Source organism: Streptomyces sp. NPDC037126 (assembly GCF_055605965.1).
Genome location: NZ_JBVJTD010000012.1, coordinates 273,387 through 294,202, shown reverse-complemented (window position 1 = coordinate 294,202; position 20,816 = coordinate 273,387). Strand labels below are relative to the sequence as shown.

Genomic DNA, 20,816 nt, shown 5'->3' with positions numbered 1-20,816 from the left:
CAGCCCTCCAGCTGCTGGAAGTCCTCGAGCGTGGGCTCCTGAGCCTGGAGCATGGTGCCCATCGCTCCGTCGGCCACCACCACACGGGTGGCGAGGGCCTCGCGCAGGGCGGACACCCGGGCGGCAGCGGTCATGAGCGCACCGCCAGACGGGCGGTGAACCTCTGCGCCGTCGTGGGGCCGTAGGCCTCTTCGAGGCGGGCCAGCAGTTCGGCGGGGTGCAGGGTGTGCTCCTGGGTGCCGACCGACTCCAGGGCCAGGACCGCGGTGACGCTGCCGAGCCGGGCCGCGTCGCGGAGGTCCTCGCCCCAGGAGAGGGCTGCCAGGAAGCCGGCGCGGTAGGCGTCGCCGACTCCGGTGGGGTCGGCGACGGCCCGGGCCTGCGCGGCCGGGACCTCCAGGGGGGTGCGGCCCGCCTGCCGGATGCGGGACCCGGCGGCGCCGAGCGTGGTGATCCACAGTCCGGTACGGCCGAGGACCTGCTCCTGGGTCCAGCCGCTGCGCTCCTGGAGCAGCACCGACTCGTACTCGTTGGTGAACAGCATCCGCGAGCGGTCGATCAGGGCGCGGACCTGGTCGCGTTCGAGGCGGGCCAGTTGCTGGGAGGGGTCGGCGGCGACGGGGACGCCGAGTTCGTGGCACTCCCGGGTGTGCCGGAGCATCGCCTCGGGGTCGTTGGGTGAGACCAGGACCAGGTCGAGGCCTGCGGTGCGGGCGAGGACCGGCGCGAGGGAGATGTGCCGGGCCTCGGCCATCGCGCCGGTGTAGAAGGTGGCGATCTGGTTCTCGTCGGCGTCCGTGGTGCACACGAAGCGCGCGGTGTGCAGATCGGCGCTGACCCGCACCGACTCGGTGTCGACGCCCTGTTCCTTCAGCAGCACCCGGTACGGCTCGAAGTCGCTGCCCACCGCGCCGACGAGCACGGGCGAGAGCCCCAACTGGCCGAGGCCGTGGGCGATGTTGGCCGCGACGCCGCCGCGCCGGATGTGCAGCGCGTCGACGAGGAAGGACAGCGACACGTGGTCGAGTCGGCCGGCCATCAGCTGGTCGGTGAACCGGCCGGGGAAGACCATGAGGTGGTCCATCGCGATGGACCCGGTGACGGCGATCCGCATGTCAGACTCCGGCGGCCCGGCGCAGCGCGTCGGCCCGGTCGGTGCGCTCCCAGGTGAAGTCGGGCAGCTCGCGGCCGAAGTGGCCGTAGGCCGCGGTCTGGGCGTAGATCGGGCGGAGCAGGTCGAGGTCGCGGATGATCGCGGCCGGACGCAGGTCGAAGACCTCGTCGATGGCCTTCTCGATCCGCACGGTCTCGACCGTGTTGGTGCCGAAGGTCTCCACGAACAGGCCGACCGGCTCGGCCTTGCCGATCGCGTACGCGACCTGGACCTCGCAGCGGGCGGCCAGACCGGCGGCCACCACGTTCTTGGCGACCCAGCGCATCGCGTACGCGGCGGAGCGGTCCACCTTGGACGGGTCCTTGCCCGAGAAGGCGCCGCCGCCGTGGCGGGCCATGCCGCCGTAGGTGTCGATGATGATCTTGCGGCCGGTCAGGCCCGCGTCACCCATCGGGCCGCCGACCTCGAAGCGGCCGGTCGGGTTGACCAGCAGCCGGTAGCCCTCGGTGTCCAGCTTGATGCCCTCCTCGGCGAGCGCCTTCAGCTCCGCCTCGACCACCGACTCGCGGATGTCCGGGGTCAGCAGAGACTCCAGGTCGATGTCCGAGGCGTGCTGGGAGGAGACGACGACCGTGTCGAGGCGGACCGCCTTGTCGCCGTCGTACTCGATGGTGACCTGCGTCTTGCCGTCCGGGCGCAGGTAGGGGATCGTGCCGTTCTTGCGGACCTCGGCCAGGCGCTTGGACAGGCGGTGCGCCAGAAAGATCGGGAGCGGCATCAGGGTCGGCGTCTCGTCGGTGGCGTAGCCGAACATCAGGCCCTGGTCGCCCGCGCCCTGCCGGTCCAGCTCGTCCGTCTCTCCACCTGCGGCGGCACCCTCGACCCGGCTCTCGTACGCGGTGTCCACACCCTGCGCGATGTCCGGGGACTGGGCGCCGATGGACACCGAGACGCCGCAGGACGCGCCGTCGAAGCCCTTGGTCGAGGAGTCGTAGCCGATGCCGAGCACGGTGTCGCGGACGAGCTGGGCGATCGGCGCGTACGCCTTGGTGGTGACCTCGCCGGCCACGTGCACCAGGCCCGTGGTGATCAGGGTCTCGACCGCGACCCGGGAGGTCGGGTCCTCGCGCAGGAGCGCGTCGAGAATGGTGTCGCTGATCTGGTCGGCGATCTTGTCGGGGTGACCCTCGGTCACGGACTCCGAGGTGAACAGGCGGCGGGGCATGGGTTCTTCCTTCGGGAGAGGGGCGGCGTCCGGGCGGCGGACGTCCGGGACACGGCGTCCGGCGGTGGTCGGTGCGGTCGGTCCTGCGGGTCGGGGGCCGGCTCGTAGAGCCAGTTCACACGGGTGGTCGTACGACTCGCTCGTGCTGATGGTTCTTCTGGCCGTACGGCCGGTCAGTCGTGGTGCGTGAAGCGGCGGCGGGCCGTCCAGGCGCCGGGGGCGCGGTAGCCGGTGCCGGGGTCGCGGGCCGGCGACCCGGCCGCGCCGGCCGGGGCCGGGCGGGCGCGGAGCGCGGCGAGCAGGGCCACGGTGGCGGCAGCGATCTCGTCCTCGTCCGGCCGGCCCCGGACGATCCTGAACAGCGGGCTGCCGGTCCGTCCGGGGATCGCGGGGGTGGTCACGGGCCCTCCTGCCGGGGCTCAGACCGCCCAGGCCAGGTGGGCCGGGGCGGGGTGGTCGCGGGTGTCGTCCGTGGCGCACCACAGGGGCGGCGCCTCGGGGAGTCCGTGCAGCACCCGGGCCAGGGTGAGGGTGGCCAGGGCGCCGCGGGGCGCGGTGACACCGTCGCCGCGCGGGGTGGCGTCGGCGTCCAGGAGCGAGAGGACGCCGGTGGGGGCGGTGTCGGCGATGCCCGCCGCGAGTTCGCGGAAGAGCGTCTCGTCGTCGGCGCCGAGGTCGACGGTGCGGGTGGTGACCGGGGTGCCGGCGGCGCCGAGCGCGTCGACGGCGGCGGTCACGAACGGGTCGTGGCCGAAGCCCGCGGGTACGAGCGCGAGGAAGGCGTCCCGCGTCCCGGCGTCCCGCACGGGCCCGGCCGGGAGCCAGTCGACCGACCGCCGTTCCCGTACGGTCCGCTCGGGGGCGCCGAGCCAGTAGCGCTCGCGCTGGAAGGCGTAGGTCGGCAGGTCGAGGTGCGCGGTGGGCGGCGGTGTGGCTCCCACGGCGGTCCAGTCGACATCGGCGCCGTTGACGTGGGCGCGCAGCAGTCCGGTGAGCACCGAGCCGTCGGGCAGCAGGTCGACGTAGGTCACGTCGTCGCCGGTGCCGTCCGGGTCCGGTCCCGCCGGGGTGCGCAGCCACAGCCAGGTCGGCTGGGCCGGGTCGGGTTCCTCGCCGAGGGCGACGGCGCGGGCGGCGTCGTCGAGGCCGAGGGCGCCGGCGAGGAAGGCGGCGGCGGGTCCGTGCACGGGGTCACCGGCGAAGGCGTCCGCCCGGACGCCCAGCTTGCGCCAGGTGCGGACCAGGGCAACGGTCACCGCGAACAGCGCGCAGCGGGCGGCCGGTTCGGCGGGGGCGGGCCCTGCGTCGTCGGGGCCGCTCCACTGCGCGGTCACGTCGTTCGCCGGGACGAACGCACCGAGCGCGGCCAGGCAGGCCTGGAGCTGTTCGGCGAACACCGCGGAACCGGTGAGCAGTTCGCGGACGGTGCGGCGCCAGGGGCCGGCCGGGTCGGGCAGGACGTAGCCGACGCGTTCGTCGGTCTGGACGCCCCGGACCAGGTGCGGTGAGTCGTGGCCGTCGGCCAGTGCCTGCAGGCCCGCCGTCAGTTCCTCCCGGGTCGTGCCGGTCACCACGCCCCGGTGGGGCAGCGCGGCCCGGCCGGTCACCAGAGCCCGGCCGACGGCCCCCGGCTCCAGCTCCGGACGCGACCGGGCGAACTCCAGCAGCCGCGCCGCCTGCGCCCGCAGCGCCTCCTCACCGCGCGCCGACACCGGCCACACCCACGGCGCCGATGCCAGTACGGGAGCGGTCGCCGACGGCTCCACCGGGATCTGTGGTGCCTGTTCCAGGATGACGTGGGCGTTGGTGCCGCTGATGCCGAACGAGGAGACCGCGGCCCGGCGCGCCCGTCCCGTCTCCGGCCAGGCACGCGCCTCGGTCACCAGCTCCACCGCACCCGCCGACCAGTCCACATGCCCCGACGGCTCGTCCACGTGCAGCGTCGCCGGCACCAGCCCGGCCCGCAGCGCCATCACCATCTTGATGACACCGCCCACACCCGCCGCCGCCTGCGTGTGCCCGATGTTCGACTTCAACGAACCCAGCAGCAAGGGGCGCTCGGCCGCACGGCCCTGCCCGTACGTCTCGATCAACGCCTGCGCCTCGATCGGATCACCCAGCGTCGTCCCCGTACCGTGCGCCTCGACCACGTCCACGTCGGCGGTGGTCAAACCGGCGCGTTCCAGGGCGCGGCGCACGACCCGCTTCTGGGCGGGGCCGCTGGGGGCGGTGAGACCGTTGCTGGCGCCGTCCTGGTTGACCGCGCTGCCCCGCACGACGGCCAGCACCCGGTGCCCGTTACGCACCGCGTCCGACAACCGCTCCAGGACCAGCACACCCACGCCCTCGCCCCAGCCCGTCCCGTCCGCCGAGGACGAGAAGGCCTTGCAGCGGCCGTCGGGGGCCATGCCGCGCTGCCGGGAGAACTCGACGAAGATGCCGGGGGTCGCCATGACGGTGACGCCGCCCGCGAGGGCCAGCGTGGACTCGCCGCCGCGCAGCGACTGCATGGCCATGTGCAGCGCGACCAGCGAGGAGGAGCAGGCCGTGTCGACGGTGACCGCCGGGCCCTCCAGACCGAGGACGTAGGAGATCCGGCCGGACAGCACGCTGGCGGTGCCGCCGGTCAGGAGGTGGCCGTCGGCGCCGTCCCAGGGCTGGTGCAGGGGCGGCCCGTAGTCCTGGGCGATGGCACCCACGTACACCCCGGTGGCGCTGCCGCGCAACCCGGCCGGGTCGATGCCGGCCCGCTCCAGCGCCTCCCAGCCGGTCTCCAGCAGCAGCCGCTGCTGCGGGTCCATGGCGAGGGCCTCGCGCGGGGAGATCCCGAAGAAGTCCGCGTCGAAGTCGGCGGCGTCGCGCAGGAACCCGCCCTCGTGGGCGTAGGAGGTGCCGGCCCGGTCCGGGTCCGGGTCGTAGAGGTCCTCGGTGTTCCAGCCGCGGTCGTCGGGCAGGTCGCCCAGGACGTCACGGCCGTCGGCGACCAGGTCCCACAGCGCCTCGGGCGAGCCGGTGCCGCCTGGGTAGCGGCAGGCCATGCCGATGATCGCTACGGGTTCGCTGTCGCGTTCCTCGGCCTGCCGCAGGCGCTTCTTCACCTCGCGCAGCTCGGTGGTGGCCCGGCGCAGGTAGTCGCGGAGCCTGTCCTCGGTGGTGGCGGCGCCGGTGCCGCCCGGTCCGTCCCCGGCGGCGGTGCCGGTGTCGTTGCTCTGGTTCCCCATGGGGGCGTCAACCTTCCTCGTGTCCAGCAGTCTCAGGGGCCCTCAGGACAGGCCCAGTTCTTCCTCGAGGGCCGCGAACAGCTCGTCGTCGCTCGCCTGTCCCAGGTCCGCGCCGGGGGCGTCCCCGGCGGGCTGCGGGTCGCAGCGGCGCAGCAGGGTGCGCAGCCGGTCGCCGATGCGGCGGCGGGCCGCGTCGTCCGGGGCGGTGATCAGCAGTGCCTCGAACTCTCCTTCGAGGCGGATCAGCTCGTGTTCGTCGGCGACACCTTCCGGGAGCAACGCGGTGGTCCGGTCCGCCACGTCCGGCCCGGAGCTCGCGGACGGGGCGGGGGCGAGGCGCTCCAGGAGGTGGTCGGCGAGGGCGGCCGGGGTGGGGTGGTCGAAGACGAGGGTGGCGGACAGTTTCAGACCGGTGGCCTCCTTGAGGCGGTTGCGCAGCTCGACCGAGGTGAGCGAGTCCGAACCGAGCTTGCGGAACACCTGGTTGGGTCCGATCTCGGCGGGCGAGGCCGCTCCGAAGACCACGGCCGTGTGCTCGCGCACCAGGTCGAGCAGGGCCTGCCGGCGCTCGGCCTCGGGCAGGGCGGCCAGCCGCTCGGCCGGGGCCGGCCCGTCGGCCAGGGTGCCGGCCCGGCGGCGCGCGGGGCGCCGTGCCAGGGCCCGCAGCAGGGGCGGTACGTCGCCTCCGGTGAGGGCGGCGGTGGCGAGCCGGACCGGGACGAGGTCGGCTCGGGCGGCGGCGAGTCCGGCGTCCAGCAGGCCGAGCGCCTCGGCCGTGGGCAGGGCGGCCACACCGGTGCGGCCGAGCCGCTTCAGGTCCTGCTCGCCGAGGGTGCCGGTCAGTTCGCTGGCCTCCTCCCACAGTCCCCAGGCGAGGGAGACGGCGGGCAGCCCCTCGGCCCTGCGCAGCTGGGCGAGGGCGTCGAGGAAGGCGTTGGCGGCCGCGTAGTTGGCCTGCCCGGCGGTGCCGAGGGTGCCGGCGGCCGAGGAGAACAGCACGAAGGCGGACAGGTCGTGGCGGCGGGTCAGCTCGTGCAGGTGCCAGGCGGCGTCGGCCTTGGGCCGCAGTACCCGGTCGAACTGCTCGGGGGTGAGCCGGTCGACGGGCGTGTCGTCCAGGGCGCCGGCGGCGTGCACGACGGCGGTCAGCGGGTGCCCGGGGTCGATGCCGTCGAGCACCGCGGCGAGCGCGGCACGGTCGCCCGCGTCGCAGGCGACCACCCGGGCCTGCGCCCCGAGCCGGGCGAGTTCCGCCACCAGGGCGTCCGCGCCCGGCGCCGCGGGTCCGCGTCGGCTGGTGAGCAGCAGGTGCCGGGCGCCGTGCGCGGTGACCAGGTGCCGGGCGACCAGGCCGCCCAGGGTGCCGGTACCACCGGTGACCAGGACCGTTCCGTCCCGGTCGAGCGGCCGCGGGACGGTCAGGACGAGTTTGCCGGTGTGCCGGGCCTGGCTCATGTGCCGGAAGACGGCGGGGGCCCGGCGCAGGTCCCAGGCGGCGGTCGGCAGCGGGTGGCAGGTACCGTCCGCGAAGCGGGCCATGACGTCGGCGAGCATGTCCCGGACCCGGTCGGGGTCGACGAGGTTCAGGTCGTAGGCGTGGTAGGTGGCGCCGGGGTGGCGGGCGGCGACCTGCTCGGGGTCGCGGACGTCGGTCTTGCCCATCTCCACGAACCGGCCGCCGGGGGCCAGCAGCCGCAGGGAGGCGTCGACGAACTCGCCCGCGAGCGAGCCGAGGACGGCGTCGACACCGCGGCCGCCGGTGGCCTCGCGGATCCGCCGTTCGAAGTCGAGGGTGCGCGAGTCGCAGATCCGGTCCTCGGCCAGGCCCATGGCGCGCAGGGTGTCCCACTTGCCGCGGCTCGCCGTGGCGTACACCTCGGCGCCCAGGTGGCGGGCCAGCTGCACGGCGGCCATGCCGACCCCGCCGGCCGCCGCGTGGACCAGCACGGTGTCGCCCGGGGCGAGCCGGGCCAGGTCGACCAGGCCGTAGTAGGCGGTCAGGAAGGCCACCGGCACGGACGCGGCGCGGGTGAGGTCCCAGCCCTCGGGGACGGGCGCGAGCAGCCGGGCGTCGGCGACGGCCAGCGGCCCGAAGCCGTCCCGGACCAGGCCGAGGACACGGTCACCGGGCGCCAGGGCGGTCACCCCGGCGCCGGTCTCGACGACGACGCCCGCAGCCTCGTACCCGAACCGGTCCCGGTCCTCCTCGATCATGCCGAGGGCGAGGACGACGTCGTGGAAGTTCAGTCCGGCGGCGCGCACCGCGATCCGCACCTGACCGGGTTCGAGCGGGGCCGTCGCCTCGGGGGCGGGCGCCAGCGCGAGGTTCTCCAGGCTGCCCTTGCCCTCGCTGACCAGCTTCCAGGCGTCCGTGCCCGACGGGACGGGCAGGGTGCCGCTCCCGGTCGCCCGCACCAGGCGGGGGACGAGGAAACGGCCGTCGCGGACGGCGAGTTCGGGTTCCGTGGCCGGCAGGGCGGCGAGCCCGCCGGGCAGGGTGCGCGGGTCGTCCAGGTCCAGCAGCGCGAACCGGTCCGGGTGTTCGCGCTGTGCCGAGCGCACCAGCCCCCACACGGCCGCGTCCGCCGGTGAGGCGGGCCGCTCGTGCGGCCCGGTGGCGACGGCTCCGCTGGTGACGAGCACCAGCGGCACGTCCGCGAGCCGCTCCTCGGCGAGCCAGGTGCGCAGCAGCGCGAGAACGGTCTCCAGCCGGTCGCGTACGACGCCGAGGGGGCCGGTGCCGCCGGGTCCGGCGGGCGGTACGGGGGCGAGGACCGCGGCGGGCCGCGGGCCGGTGCCGAGCGCGTCGAGCAGCCGCGGGACGTCGGTGTGGGAGGGCAGCGGCCAGTCGCCGCCGAGGGCGAACAGGGGCCGGTCGGTGCCCGCGGGCAGGTCCTGCACCGGGAACCAGTCCACCGCGTGCAGGGAGCGCCGGCCCGCGGTGCCCGCCGCCGTGAGCGCGTCCGGGGCGAGCGGGCGCACGGTCAGCCCGTCGGCCGTGAGGACCGTGGCACCGGCCGGATCCCACGCCGTCACCGCCACGGTGTCCTCGCTGCGCCGGGTGAGGCGGACGCGCAGCGCGGTGGCGCCGGTGGCGTGCAGCCGGACGCCGGTCCAGCCGAAGGGCAGGACGACCTCCCGTTCGGGCTCGTCGGGGCCGCGGACGATCAGCGGGTGCAGGGCCGCGTCGAGGAGTGCCGGGTGCAGGGCGAAGGCGGCCGCGTCCTTGTGCCGGTCGGCGCCGAGCGCGACCTCGGCGTACAGGTCGTCGCCGTGCCGCCAGGCGGACTTCAGGCCCTGGAAGGCGGGGCCGTAGGCGTATCCGGCGGCGGCGAGCCGTTCGTAGGCGCCCTCGGTCCGGATCCGGTCGGCGCCCTGCGGCGGCCACACGGCCGGTGCGGGCTCCTCCGGGGCGGCCGGGCCGGGGGTGAGCCGGCCGCCCGCGTGGTACGTCCACTCGCCGTCGGGGTCGTCGTCGCGCCGCGAGTGGACGCCGACGTTGCGGCCGCCCTCGGTGTCGGCGGCGGACACGGTGGCCTGGATCCGTACCCCGCCGTCCGCGGGCACCACCAGCGGCGCGGCGAGGTCGAGCTCCTCGACGCCCGCGCAGCCCACCTGGTCGCCGGCCAGGACCAGCAGTTCCAGCAGAGCGGTACCGGGCAGCAGCACCGTGCCGGACACGGCGTGGTCGGCGAGCCAGGGGTGCGTACGCAGCGAGATCCGGCCGGTGAACAGGGTCGTGCCGTCCTCGGCGGACACCACGGCGGCGCCCAGCAGCGGGTGGTCCAGGGCCTCCAGGCCGAGACCGGCCGCGTCACCGGCGGAGGCCGGGGCGTCGAGCCAGTAGGTGGCGTGCTGGAAGGCGTAGGTGGGGAGGTCGCCCGGGGTGACGGCGGCGTCTGCCGCGGCGGCCGCCACGGCCGGGCTCTCGGGGGCGGGGGCATCGGCGGCGGTGCCTTTCGTGACGCCGCCTTCGGTGACCTGCGCTCCGGTGACCGTGCCCAGGATCGTCCGCCAGTCGACCGGTGCGCCCTGGACGTGGGCGCGGGCCAGGGAGTGGGTGAGGCGGACCGGGCCGCCGTCGTCGCGGCGAAGCGTCTCCAGGGTGACCGCCGGCAGGTCCGCGGCCTCGGCGACCTCCTGCACGGCGGAGGTGAGCAGGGGGTGCGCGGTCGGTTCGACGAACACCCGGTAGCCGTCGGCCAGCAGCGCGCGGGTGGTGTCGGCGAAGCGGACGGTGGAGCGCAGGTTGCGGTACCAGTAGCCGGCGTCCAGGCCGGCCGTGTCGAAGGCCCCACCGGTGACCGTCGAGTAGAACGGGATGCGCGAGGGGCGCGGGGCGACCGGCGCGAGCGCCGCCAGCAGCTCCTCCTCGATCGCCTCGACGTACGCGGAGTGCGAGGCGTAGTCCACCGGGATGCGGCGGGCCCGCACCCCCTCCGCCTCCCACTCGGCGAGCAGCGCGTCCAGCACCTTGGGCGCGCCCGCCACCACGGTGGCCGCGGGGCTGCTGACGGAGGCGATCTCGACCCGCTCGGGGTGGCCGGCGAGCCGTTCGGCGACGGTGTCGGCGGGCAGCGCCACCGAGGCCATGGCGCCGGTGCCGGCCAGCCGGTCCCGGGTGATGAGGCTGCGCAGTGCGACGATGCGCACGGCGTCCTCCAGGCTCAGCGCCCCGCAGACGTACGCGGCGGCGATCTCGCCCTGGGACTGCCCGATCACGGCGGCGGGCCGGACCCCCGCGGCCCGCCACACCTCGGCGAGCGCGACCATCACCGCGAACAGGGCGGGCTGGACGACGTCGACCCGCTCCAGCGGGGGCGCGCCGGCCGAGCCGCGCAGCACGTCCAGCAGCGACCAGTCCACGAATCGGGCCAGTTCGCGCTCGCAGTCCTCGACACGGGCGCGGAACACCGGGGAGGCGTCCAGGAGTTCACGGGCCATGCCGGCCCACTGGGAGCCCTGGCCGGGGAAGACGAAGACGGTACGGCCGCCGGTGGCCTCGGCGCCCGTGCTCACGGCGTGGGCGGATTCCTGGCCGTCGGCCAGTGCCTGCAGGCCCGCCGTCAGTTCCTCCCGGGTCGTGCCGGTCACCACGCCCCGGTGGGGCAGCGCGGCCCGGCCGGTCACCAGGGCCCGGCCGACGGCCCCCGGCTCCAGCTCCGGACGCGACCGGGCGAACTCCAGCAGCCGCGCCGCCTGCGCCCTCAGCGCCTCCTCACCGCGCGCCGACACCGGCCACACCCACGGCGCCGGCACCAGCACACCGGAAGTCCCCTGAGCCGCAACGGGCTTGGCCGCGGGTGCCTGTTCCAGGATGACGTGGGCGTTGGTGCCGCTGATGCCGAACGAGGAGACCGCGGCCCGGCGCGCCCGTCCCGTCTCCGGCCAGGCACGCGCCTCGGTCACCAGCTCCACCGCACCCGCCGACCAGTCCACATGCCCCGACGGCTCGTCCACGTGCAGCGTCGCCGGCACCAGCCCGGCCCGCAGCGCCATCACCATCTTGATGACACCGCCCACACCCGCCGCCGCCTGCGTGTGCCCGATGTTCGACTTCAACGAACCCAGCAGCAACGGGCGCTCGGCCGCACGGCCCTGCCCGTACGTCTCGATCAACGCCTGCGCCTCGATCGGATCACCCAGCGTCGTCCCCGTACCGTGTCCCTCCACGACGTCGACGTCCTCGGGGGTGAGGCCCGCGTCGGCGAGGGCGTGCCGGATGACGCGCTCCTGGGCGGGGCCGCTGGGGGCGGTGAGACCGTTGCTGGCGCCGTCCTGGTTGACCGCGCTGCCCCGCACGACGGCCAGCACCCGGTGCCCGTTACGCACCGCGTCCGACAACCGCTCCAGGACCAGCACACCCACGCCCTCGCCCCAGCCCGTCCCGTCCGCCGAGGACGAGTAGGCCTTGCAGCGGCCGTCCGGCGCGAGGCCGCGCTGCCGGGAGAACTCCAGGAAGATCGTCGGGGACGGCATCACGGCCGCGCCACCGGCGAGGGCGAGGGCGCACTCGCCCTGCCGCAGCGCGCGGACCGCGAGGTCCAGCGCGACCAGCGAGGACGAGCAGGCGGTGTCGACGGTGACCGCCGGGCCCTCCAGACCGAGGACGTAGGAGACCCGGCCGGAGGCGACGCTGGAGGAGCCGCCGGTGACGCCGTAGCCCTCGTACTCCTCGGGCAGCGGGCCGATGCGGGCGGTGTAGTCGTGGTACATCAGGCCCGTGAACACGCCGGTGCTGCTGCCGCGCAGCCCGGTCGGGTCGATGCCGGCCCGCTCCAGCGCCTCCCAGCTGGTCTCCAGCAGGAGCCGCTGCTGCGGGTCCATCGCCGTCGCCTCACGCGGAGAGATCCCGAAGAAGCCGGGGTCGAACTCGGCCGCCGAGTGCAGGAAGGCGCCTTCGCGGACGTACGACCTGCCCGGCCGCCCGGGCTCGGGGTCGTACAGGTCCTCCATGTCCCAGCCGCGGTCCTCGGGGAAACCGCCCACCGCGTCCGTACCGGAGGCCACCAGCTGCCACAGGTCCTCCGGGGAGCGCACGTCACCGGGGAAGCGGCAGCCCATGCCGACCACCGCGATCGGCTCGCGGTCGCGCTCCTCGCGCTCGCGCAGCCGCTGCCGGGTGGCGTGGAGGTCGGTCGTGACCTTCTTCAGATAGTCGCGGAGTTTGTCCTCGTGAGACATCCGGCCAACGCTCCTCATGAGATACCGAGTTCGCTTTCGATGAACTTGAAGATTTCGTCGTCGCTGGCCGACTCCAGCTGTTCCAGGACCGCTTCCGGTCCCGGCTCCCCCAAGGCGGCGTCCGGCTCCGGCCCGTCCTGGGCGGCCGTGCCGGGCCGCGCGGGCACGGCCGCCGCCGGGGGTTCGGCGGGGGCCAGCCGGTCGAGCACGCGCTCGGCGACGGCTGCCGGGGTCGGGCAGTCGAAGAGCAGGGTGGTGGGCAGCCGCAGGCCGGTCGCCGTGTTCAGGCGGTTGCGCAGCTCGACCGAGGTGAGCGAGTCGAAGCCCAGCTTGGTGAAGGCCCGTTCGGGGTCGACGGCGTCGGGGCCGCCGTGTCCGAGGACCACCGCGGCGCACTGGCGGACCAGCTCCAGGACGGTGTGCCGGCGGCTCTCCGGGGCCAGGCCCTGGAGGCGTTCCGCGAGCGCGGCCGGCTCCTGGCCGGTGCCGGCCGAAGTGCCCGCGCTCCCCTCCGCGCGGCGGGCCGGGATCCGGACCAGGCCGCGCAGCATCGGCGGTACGGACCCGGCGGCCGCCCCGGCGCGCAGGCCCGCGGGGTCGAGGGCGGCCGGCACGAGCAGCGGGGCGTCGCCCGCGAGCGCGGTGTCGAGCAGCCGGAGCGCCTCGGCGGACGGCAGCGGCGCGACACCGGAGCGGGCCATGCGGGCCAGGTCGGTGGCGGACAGGGCGCCCGTCATGCCGCTCGCCTGCTCCCACAGGCCCCAGGCGAGCGAGACCGCGGGCAGCCCCTCGGCCCTGCGCCGGTACGCGAGCGCGTCCAGGAAGGCGTTGGCGGCCGCGTAGTTGGCCTGTCCGCCGAGACCGAGGGTGCCGGCCACGGAGGAGAACAGCACGAACGCGGTCAGCTTCGCGTCCCGGGTGAGCCGGTGCAGCTGCCAGGCCGCGTCGGCCTTCGGGCGCAGCACCCGCTCCAGCGCGCCCGGGGTGAGCGCGGGCACGGTGGCGTCCTCCAGCAGGCCGGCGGCGTGCACGACGGCCGTGAGCGGGTGCGCGGGGTCGATCCCGTCGAGGGTGGCGCGCAGCGCCTCGGCGTCGGCCGCGTCACAGGCCACGGCCCGTGCGCGGGCGCCGAGTCCGGCCAGCTCGGCCACCAGTTCCCGGGCGCCGGGGGCCTCCTCGCCCCGGCGGCTGGTCAGCACCAGGTGCCGGGCGCCGTGTTCGGTGACCAGGTGCCGGGCGACCAGTGCGCCCAGGGTGCCGGTGCCGCCGGTGACCAGGACCGTGCCCTCCGGGTCGAGCGGGCGGCGGGCCGGGTCGGCGGGGGGCGCGGCGTGGGTCAGGCGCGGTACGGCGGCGGTGCCGTCGCGCAGCGCGAGCTGCGGTTCGGCGAGGGCGAGCGCGGTCGCCACCGCCCGGGGCAGCGCGGGGGCCGACGCGCCGTCGGCGTCCAGCAGGACGCAGCGGCCGGGGGCCTCGGTCTGCACGGTCCGCAGCAGGCCCCATGCGGCGGCCTGGGCCGGCTCGGTGGGCCCGTCCGCCGGGCCGGTGGCGAGGGCGCCGGAGGTCACCGCCACCAGGCGGGTGCCGGACAGCCGTTCGTCGGCGAGCATCCGCTGGACCGTCTCCAGCAGCCACCGGGTGAGGTCGTGGGCGGCCGTGACGGGGTCGGGGGCGTCGCCGCCGGTCAGCGGGACGAGCAGCAGCTCGGGCGGGGTGGCGCCCCCGTCCAGCGCCCGGGTGAGGGCGGACAGGTCGTCGTAGGCCGTGGTGTGCGGCAGGGCCGGCAGGGCGTCCGGGCGGCCCAGCAGCGCCGCGGTGCCGGTGGGGTACGGCTCGGCGCCGAGCGGCACGGGCGTCCAGTCGACGGTGAACAGGGCGTCGGAGCGGAGCGCGAGACCGGCGAGGCGGCGGGGGTCCACGGGGCGCATGACGAGTCCGTCGGCGCTGAGGACCGGCTGCCCGGTGGGATCGGCGACGGACACCGCGACCGCTCCGTCGGCGGTCCGGGCGAGCCGGACCCGCAGGGTGCCGGCGCCGAGGGCGTGCAGGCGCACACCGTTCCAGGCGAACGGCAGCAGCGGGCCGGACCCGCCCTCGCTCCCGGTGCCGGGCAGCAGGCCGATGGCGTGCAGGGCGGCGTCCAGCGCGGCCGGGTGGACGCCGAAGCCGTCGCCGGCCGGGGCCGAGGCGTCGAGCGCGACCTCGGCGAGGATCTCGTCGCCGTGCCGCCAGGCGGCCCGCAGGCCCTGGAAGGCGGGCCCGTACTCGTAGCCCTGGGCGAGCAGGGTGGCGTAGCGGTCGGCCATGTCGAGCGGGGTGGCGTCCTCGGGGGGCCACACCCCGCCGTCCGGGGCGGCGGGCGCCGCCGCGGCCAGCCGGCCCTCGGCGTGCCGGGTCCACGGGTGGGCGGTGCCCGCGGCGGACGGCTCCGGGCGGGAGTGCACGGAGACCGGGCGGCGGCCCTCGCGGTCGGCGTCCCCGACCAGGACCTGGAGCTGCACCGGCGTGTCCCCGGCGAGCACCAGCGGGGCGTGCAGGACGAGTTCCTCGACGGCGGGCAGGCCCACGGCCGCACCGGCGTGCAGGGCGAGGTCCACGAACGCGGTGCCGGGCAGCAGGACCGTGCCGAGCACGGCGTGATCGCGTAGCCAGCGGTGCTCGCGGGGCAGGACGCGGCCGGTGAAGACGGCCGGACCGCCGTCGGCCAGGTCGACGCGGGCGCCCAGGAAGGGGTGTCCGGCCGTCTCCACGCCGAGGTCGCGCGGGGCGGTGCCGCGCCGGGTGGGCGTCAGCCAGTACGGCGTGGACTCGAAGGCGTACGTCGGCAGGTCCACCGGTGCCGGGCGGCGGCCCGGGTGCAACGCGGTCCAGTCGAGGGTGCTGCCGCGCACCCAGGTCTCCGCGGCCGAGGCGGCGAACCGGCGCGGCCCGCCGTCGTCGCGGCGCAGAGAGCCGGCCGCGAAGAGGGGTTCGGTGCCGGTCGCGGCTTCCACCGTCTCCTGGATGCCGGCCGTCAGCACGGGGTGGGCGGCGGCCTCCACGAAGCAGCGGTGTCCGTCGCCGGCGATCAGCCGCACGGTCTCGTCCAGGCGGACGGTGCCGCGCAGGTTGCGGTACCAGTAGGAGGCGTCGAGCGGTTCGCCGTCGATGCGGCGGACCAGCAGCGTGGAGTAGAACGGCACCTGGGGGGCGCGGGGGGCGACCGGGGCGAGCGCGGCCAGCACCTCGGCCTCGATCTCCTCCACATAGGCGGAGTGCGAGGCGTAGTCCACGGGGATCAGCCGCGCCCGGACGTCGTCCGCCGCGCAGCGCTCGACGAGTTCGGCGACGGCCTCGCGGGGGCCTGAGACGACGGTCAGCCGCGGGCTGTTGTACGCGGCGACGCCCACGCCGCCGCCGACGGCGGCGATCCGGCGCTCCGCCTCGGCGGCCGGGAGGGCGAGGGATGCCATGGCGCCGCGCCCGGCGAGGCTGCGGGCGATGACCTGACTGCGCAGCGCCACCACCCGGGCCGCGTCCTCCAGCGACAACGCACCCGCCACACACGCGGCCGCGATCTCACCCTGCGAATGACCCACCACGGCCGCCGGCTCCACACCCCACGACCGCCACACCGCCGCCAGCGACACCATCACCGCGAACGACACCGGCTGCACCACATCGACCCGCTCCAGACCAGGAGCACCCTCAGCCCGCCGCAACACCTCCGACAAAGACCAGTCCACGAACGGCGCCAGAGCCGCCTCACACGCCCGCACCGACTCCCGGAACACCGCCACCGAATCAAGGAGCTCCGCGCCCATACCGGCCCACTGCGCCCCCTGACCCGGGAACACGAACACCACACCCTCGTCCGTACCGGGCTCGGTGTCGGCACCGCCGGAGACGACTGCCGGGCTGTCCGTTCCATCGGCCAGAGCGCGCAGTCCGGCCTCCAGTTCGGCGCGGTCGTCGCCGAGGACCACCGCGCGCCGCTCGAACGCCGAACGCGTCACCGCGAGACTGTGCCCGACATCGGCCGGCGCCCACTCCGGACGTTCCGCCCACCGCTGGAGCAACCGCGCCGCCTGCACCCGCAGCGCACCCTCCGAACGCGCCGACAACGGCAGCGCGACGGTGGGGTGGGCGGGTGCCGGGTCCGTGGCGGACTCGTCGGGCGCGGGGGCCTGTTCGAGGATGACGTGCGCGTTGGTGCCGCTGATGCCGAAGGAGGACACGGCGGCCCGGCGCGCCCGTCCCGTCTCGGGCCACGCACGCGCCTCGGTGACCAGCCGCACCGCGCCCGCCGACCAGTCCACGTGGGGGGTGGGCTCGGCCGCGTGCAGGGTCGGCGGGACGACGGCCTCCTGTACGGCCATCACGGCCTTGATCACTCCGCCGATGCCGGCGGCGGCCTGGGTGTGGCCGATGTTGGACTTCAGCGATCCCAGCAGCAGCGGACGGTCGGCGGGCCGGTCGCCGCCGTAGGTCGCGAGCAGCGCCTCGGCCTCGATGGGGTCGCCGAGCCGGGTGCCGGTGCCGTGCGCCTCCACCAGGTCGATGTCGGCGGGGCTCAGCCGCGCGTCGGCGAGCGCCTGCCGGATGACGCGCTCCTGGGCGGGGCCGCTCGGGGCGCTCAGCCCGTTGCTGGCGCCGTCCTGGTTGACCGCGCTGCCCCGCACGACGGCCAGCACCCGGTGCCCGTGGCGCACCGCGTCCGACAGCCGCTCCAGGACCAGCACACCCACGCCCTCGCCCCAGGCGGTGCCGTCGGCGTCGGCGGAGAACGCCTTGCAGCGGCCGTCGGGGGCGAGCCCGCGCTGCTGGGCGAACTCCACGAACATGCCGGGCGAGGCCATCACGGCAGCGCCGCCGGCCAGCGCGAGCGTGGACTCGCCGGTACGCAGCGACCGCACCGCCAGGTGCAGGGCGACCAGTGAGGAGGAGCAGGCGGTGTCGACGGTGACCGCCGGGCCCTCCAGGCCGAGGACGTAGGAGATCCGGCCGGAGGCGACGCTGACGGTGCTGCCGGTGAGCAGATGCCCCTCGGTGCCCTCCTCCGGCTCGTGGAGCCGCGGCCCGTACTCCTGGGTCATGGCGCCGACGAACACGCCGGTGCCGGTGCCGCGCAGCGTTGCCGGGTCGATCCCGGCCCGCTCCAGCGCCTCCCAGCCGGTCTCCAGCAGCAGCCGCTGCTGCGGGTCCATCGCCGTCGCCTCACGCGGGGAGATCCCGAAGAAGCCGGCGTCGAACTCGGCCGCCGAGCGCAGGAACCCGCCCTGCCGGACGTACGACCTGCCCGGCCGCCCCGGCTCCGGGTCGTACAGGCCCTCCAGGTCCCAGCCGCGGTCCTCGGGGAAACCGCCCACCGCGTCCGTACCGGAGGCCACCAGCCGCCACAGGTCCTCCGGGGAACGCACGTCACCGGGGAAACGGCAGCCCATGCCGACCACCGCGATCGGCTCGGCGAGGTGGTCCGGTGCCGCGGGGGCGGGTGCCGCCGTCACGTCGTCCGTGGGAGTGCCGAGCCCGGCCGCCAGGTGGTCGGCCAGGGCGCGGGGGGTGGGGCGTTCGTAGACGACGGTGGTGGGCAGGGTCAGTCCGGTGGCGGCGCGGAGCCGGTCGCGCAGTTCGACGGCGGTGACGGACTCCAGGCCCTGGCTCTTGAAGGGGACGCCCGGCTCGACCGCGTCGGGGCCGTCCAGGCCCAGCACGGCGGCCGTGGCGGAGCGGACCAGCCGCAGCAGGTGCCGCTGCCGTTCGGCGGGGGCGAGGGCCGCGAGCGCGGAGCCCGGGGAGGAGTCCTCGGCGGTCCCGGCGGTCCCGGCGGTCTCGTCCGGGGCGTCGGCCGCGGTTCCGGCGCGGGCGCCCGCGGGACCGGCGGCCCGGTCCGCCGCCTCGGGCTCCGGCAGCTCCGGCAGCCAGTGCCGGCGGCGCTGGAAGGGGTAGGTCGGCAGGTCCACGGTCCGCCCGCCGGCGAGGTGCGGCGAGAGGTCCACGGGGAGGCCGAGGGTGTGGGCCTGGGCGAGGGAGCGCAGCAGCCGGTCCGGGCCGCCGTCGTCGCGGCGCAGCGTGCCGGTCACGGCGACCGGGACGTCCCGCTGTTCGGCGATGTCCTGGACGGCCGAGGTGAGGAGCGGGTGGGCGCTGCACTCGACGAACGCGGTCCGGCCGTCGCCGAGCAGCGCCTCGACCGTGTCCTGGAAGCGGACGGTGCCGCGCAGGTTGCGGTACCAGTAGGAGGCGTCGAGCGGTTCGCCGTCGATGCGGCGGACCAGCAGCGTGGAGTAGAACGGCACCTGGGGGGCGCGGGGGGCGACCGGGGCGAGCGCGGCCAGCACCTCGGCCTCGATCTCCTCCACATAGGCGGAGTGCGAGGCGTAGTCCACGGGGAGGCGGCGCACCCGGACGCCGTCGCGCTCCAGGTCGGCGGCGAGCGCGTCGAGGGTGCCGGGGTGGCCGCCGACGACGGTGGCGGAGGGGCCGTTGACCACCGAGATCTCGGCGCCGGCGTACCGCTCGTCCCGCAGCAGCTCGGCGACCCGGTCGGCCGGGAGGGCGAGGGATGCCATGGCACCGCGCCCGGCGAGGCTGCGGGCGATGACCTGACTGCGCAGCGCCACCACCCGGGCCGCGTCCTCCAGCGACAACGCACCCGCCACACACGCGGCCGCGATCTCACCCTGCGAATGACCCACCACGGCCGCCGGCTCCACACCCCACGACCGCCACACCGCCGCCAGCGACACCATCACCGCGAACGACACCGGCTGCACCACATCGACCCGCTCCAGACCAGGAGCACCCTCAGCCCGCCGCAACACCTCCGACAAAGACCAGTCCACGAACGGCGCCAGAGCCGCCTCACACGCCCCCACCGACTCCCGGAACACCGCCACCGAATCAAGGAGCTCCGCGCCCATACCGGCCCACTGCGCCCCCTGACCCGGGAACACGAACACCACACCCTCGTCCGCACCGGGGACCGCACGGCCCCGGGTCACGGCGGTGGAGTCGTCGCCCTCGGCCAGCGCCCGAAGTCCGCACTCCAGTTCGGTACGGTCGTCGCCGAGGACCACCGCACGCCGCTCGAACACCGAACGCGTCACCGCGAGACTGTGCCCGACATCGGCCGCCGCCCACTCCGGACGTTCCGCCCACCGCTGGAGCAACCGCGCCGCCTGCACCCGCAGCGCACCCTCCGAACGCGCCGACAACGGCAGTACGGCGGTGCCCGGAGCGTGGGGGGCCTCGGTGGCCGCGGGCAGGGCCGCCGCGGGGGCCTCGGAGAGGACGAGGTGGCAGTTGGTGCCGCCCATGCCGAAGGAGCTGACACCCGCGTGGCGCGGCCGGTCGGGGCGCGCCGGCCAGGGGACGGGGGTGGTGGGGACGGTCAGGCCGAGGCGTTCCAGCGGGATGCCGGGGTGGGGGGTGTCGTGGTTGAGGGTGGCCGGGACCGTGCCGTGGCCGAGGCACAGCGCCGCCTTGACCAGGCCGACGATGCCCGCCGCGCCCTCCAGGTGGCCCACGTTGGTCTTCGCCGAGCCCACCGCGAGCGGGCCCGCGTCACGGCGCGCGGTGCCGAGCACGGCGCCCAGTGCGGCGGCCTCGACGGGGTCGCCGGCCGGGGTTCCGGTGCCGTGCAGTTCGACGTAGCCGATGTCCTCGGGGGTGACACCCGCCCGCCGCAGCGCGGCCCGGACGACGTCCTCCTGGGCGGCGCGCTCGGGCGCGGTCAGGCTCGTACCGCCGCCGTCGTTGTTGACGGCGCCGCCGCGGATGACGCAGTGCACGCGGTCGCCGTCGGCGAGGGCGTCGGCGAGCCGCTTGAGGACGACGACGGCGCCGCCCTCGCCGCGGACGTAGCCGTTGGCGCGGGCGTCGAAGGTGTGGCAGCGGCCGTCCGGCGACAGGGCGCCCATGCGCTCCATGCCGAGGGTGCTCTCCTCGGCGAGGATCAGGTTGACGCCGGCGGCGAGGGCGAGCGTGGACTCGCCGCGCCGCAGGCTCTCGCAGGCCAGGTGGACCGCGACCAGGGAGGAGGACTGGGCGCAGTCGACGGTCATGCTCGGGCCGCGCAGGCCCAGCAGGTAGGAGACGCGGTTGGCGACCATGCCGCGGTGCAGCCCGGTCGCGGTGAGGCCGGAGACGGCGGCCGGGCCGGTGCGGCGCACCAGGGTGGCGTAGTCGTCGTTGATGATCCCGGCGAACACGCCGGTGCGGGTGGCGCCGAGGCCGGCCGGGACGATCCGGGCCTCCTCCAGCGCCTCCCAGGTGAGTTCCAGCATCAGCCGCTGCTGCGGGTCCATCGCGGCGGCCTCACGCGGGGAGATGCCGAAGAAGGCCGCGTCGAAGCGGTCCTTGTGCGCGACGCGCCCGGCCCACCGCCCGGTGCGCTCGTCCCGGGTGACGGCGCTGGTGCCGCTCACCAGCAGCCGCCAGAACTCCTCCGGGGAGTCGGCGCCCGCGACGCGGCAGGCCAGGCCCACGACGGCGACGGCCTCGTCCTCGACGCCGCGCCCGGGGCTCACGGTCCCCTCTTGTGTACGCATCTGAACTCGTGTCCCCTTGGCTGTCGTGGGCTTTGGCTGCG

The 20,816-nt window shown here is 76.0% G+C and carries 5 protein-coding genes and 1 pseudogene; all 6 read right to left on the bottom strand.

Translation table 11 applies throughout. The annotated features are described in order from the left end of the window. Positions 1–130 precede the first annotated feature (130 nt). The 6 genes and pseudogenes from ACZ7FF_RS26005 to ACZ7FF_RS25980 all read right to left on the bottom strand — a co-directional run bounded on the left by ACZ7FF_RS26005 (position 131) and on the right by ACZ7FF_RS25980 (position 20,775). Positions 131–1,114 carry a carbohydrate kinase family protein gene (locus ACZ7FF_RS26005; protein ID WP_470814707.1) on the bottom strand — a complete coding sequence of 328 codons (984 nt, stop codon included), beginning with the start codon at positions 1,112–1,114 and terminating at the stop codon, positions 131–133. A gap of 1 nt (position 1,115) precedes the next feature. Next, positions 1,116–2,339: a methionine adenosyltransferase gene (gene metK, locus ACZ7FF_RS26000; RefSeq protein WP_470814705.1), complete on the bottom strand. Its 1,224-nt coding sequence runs from the start codon at positions 2,337–2,339 to the stop codon at positions 1,116–1,118. Positions 2,340–2,512: 173 nt separating this feature from the next. After that, positions 2,513–2,740 carry an acyl-CoA carboxylase epsilon subunit gene (locus ACZ7FF_RS25995; protein ID WP_470814703.1) on the bottom strand — a complete coding sequence of 76 codons (228 nt, stop codon included), beginning with the start codon at positions 2,738–2,740 and terminating at the stop codon, positions 2,513–2,515. A gap of 1,122 nt (positions 2,741–3,862) precedes the next feature. Further along, positions 3,863–5,560: pseudogene (locus ACZ7FF_RS25990) on the bottom strand (type I polyketide synthase); the annotation flags it as partial. A gap of 42 nt (positions 5,561–5,602) precedes the next feature. Beyond that, positions 5,603–12,244 (bottom strand): type I polyketide synthase, encoded by a 6,642-nt coding sequence (locus ACZ7FF_RS25985; RefSeq protein ID WP_470814701.1) that lies wholly within the window; start codon positions 12,242–12,244, stop codon positions 5,603–5,605. 14 nt (positions 12,245–12,258) lie between these two features. After that, positions 12,259–20,775 carry a type I polyketide synthase gene (locus ACZ7FF_RS25980; RefSeq protein ID WP_470814699.1) on the bottom strand — a complete coding sequence of 2,839 codons (8,517 nt, stop codon included), beginning with the start codon at positions 20,773–20,775 and terminating at the stop codon, positions 12,259–12,261. Between the last annotated feature and the right edge of the window lie 41 nt (positions 20,776–20,816).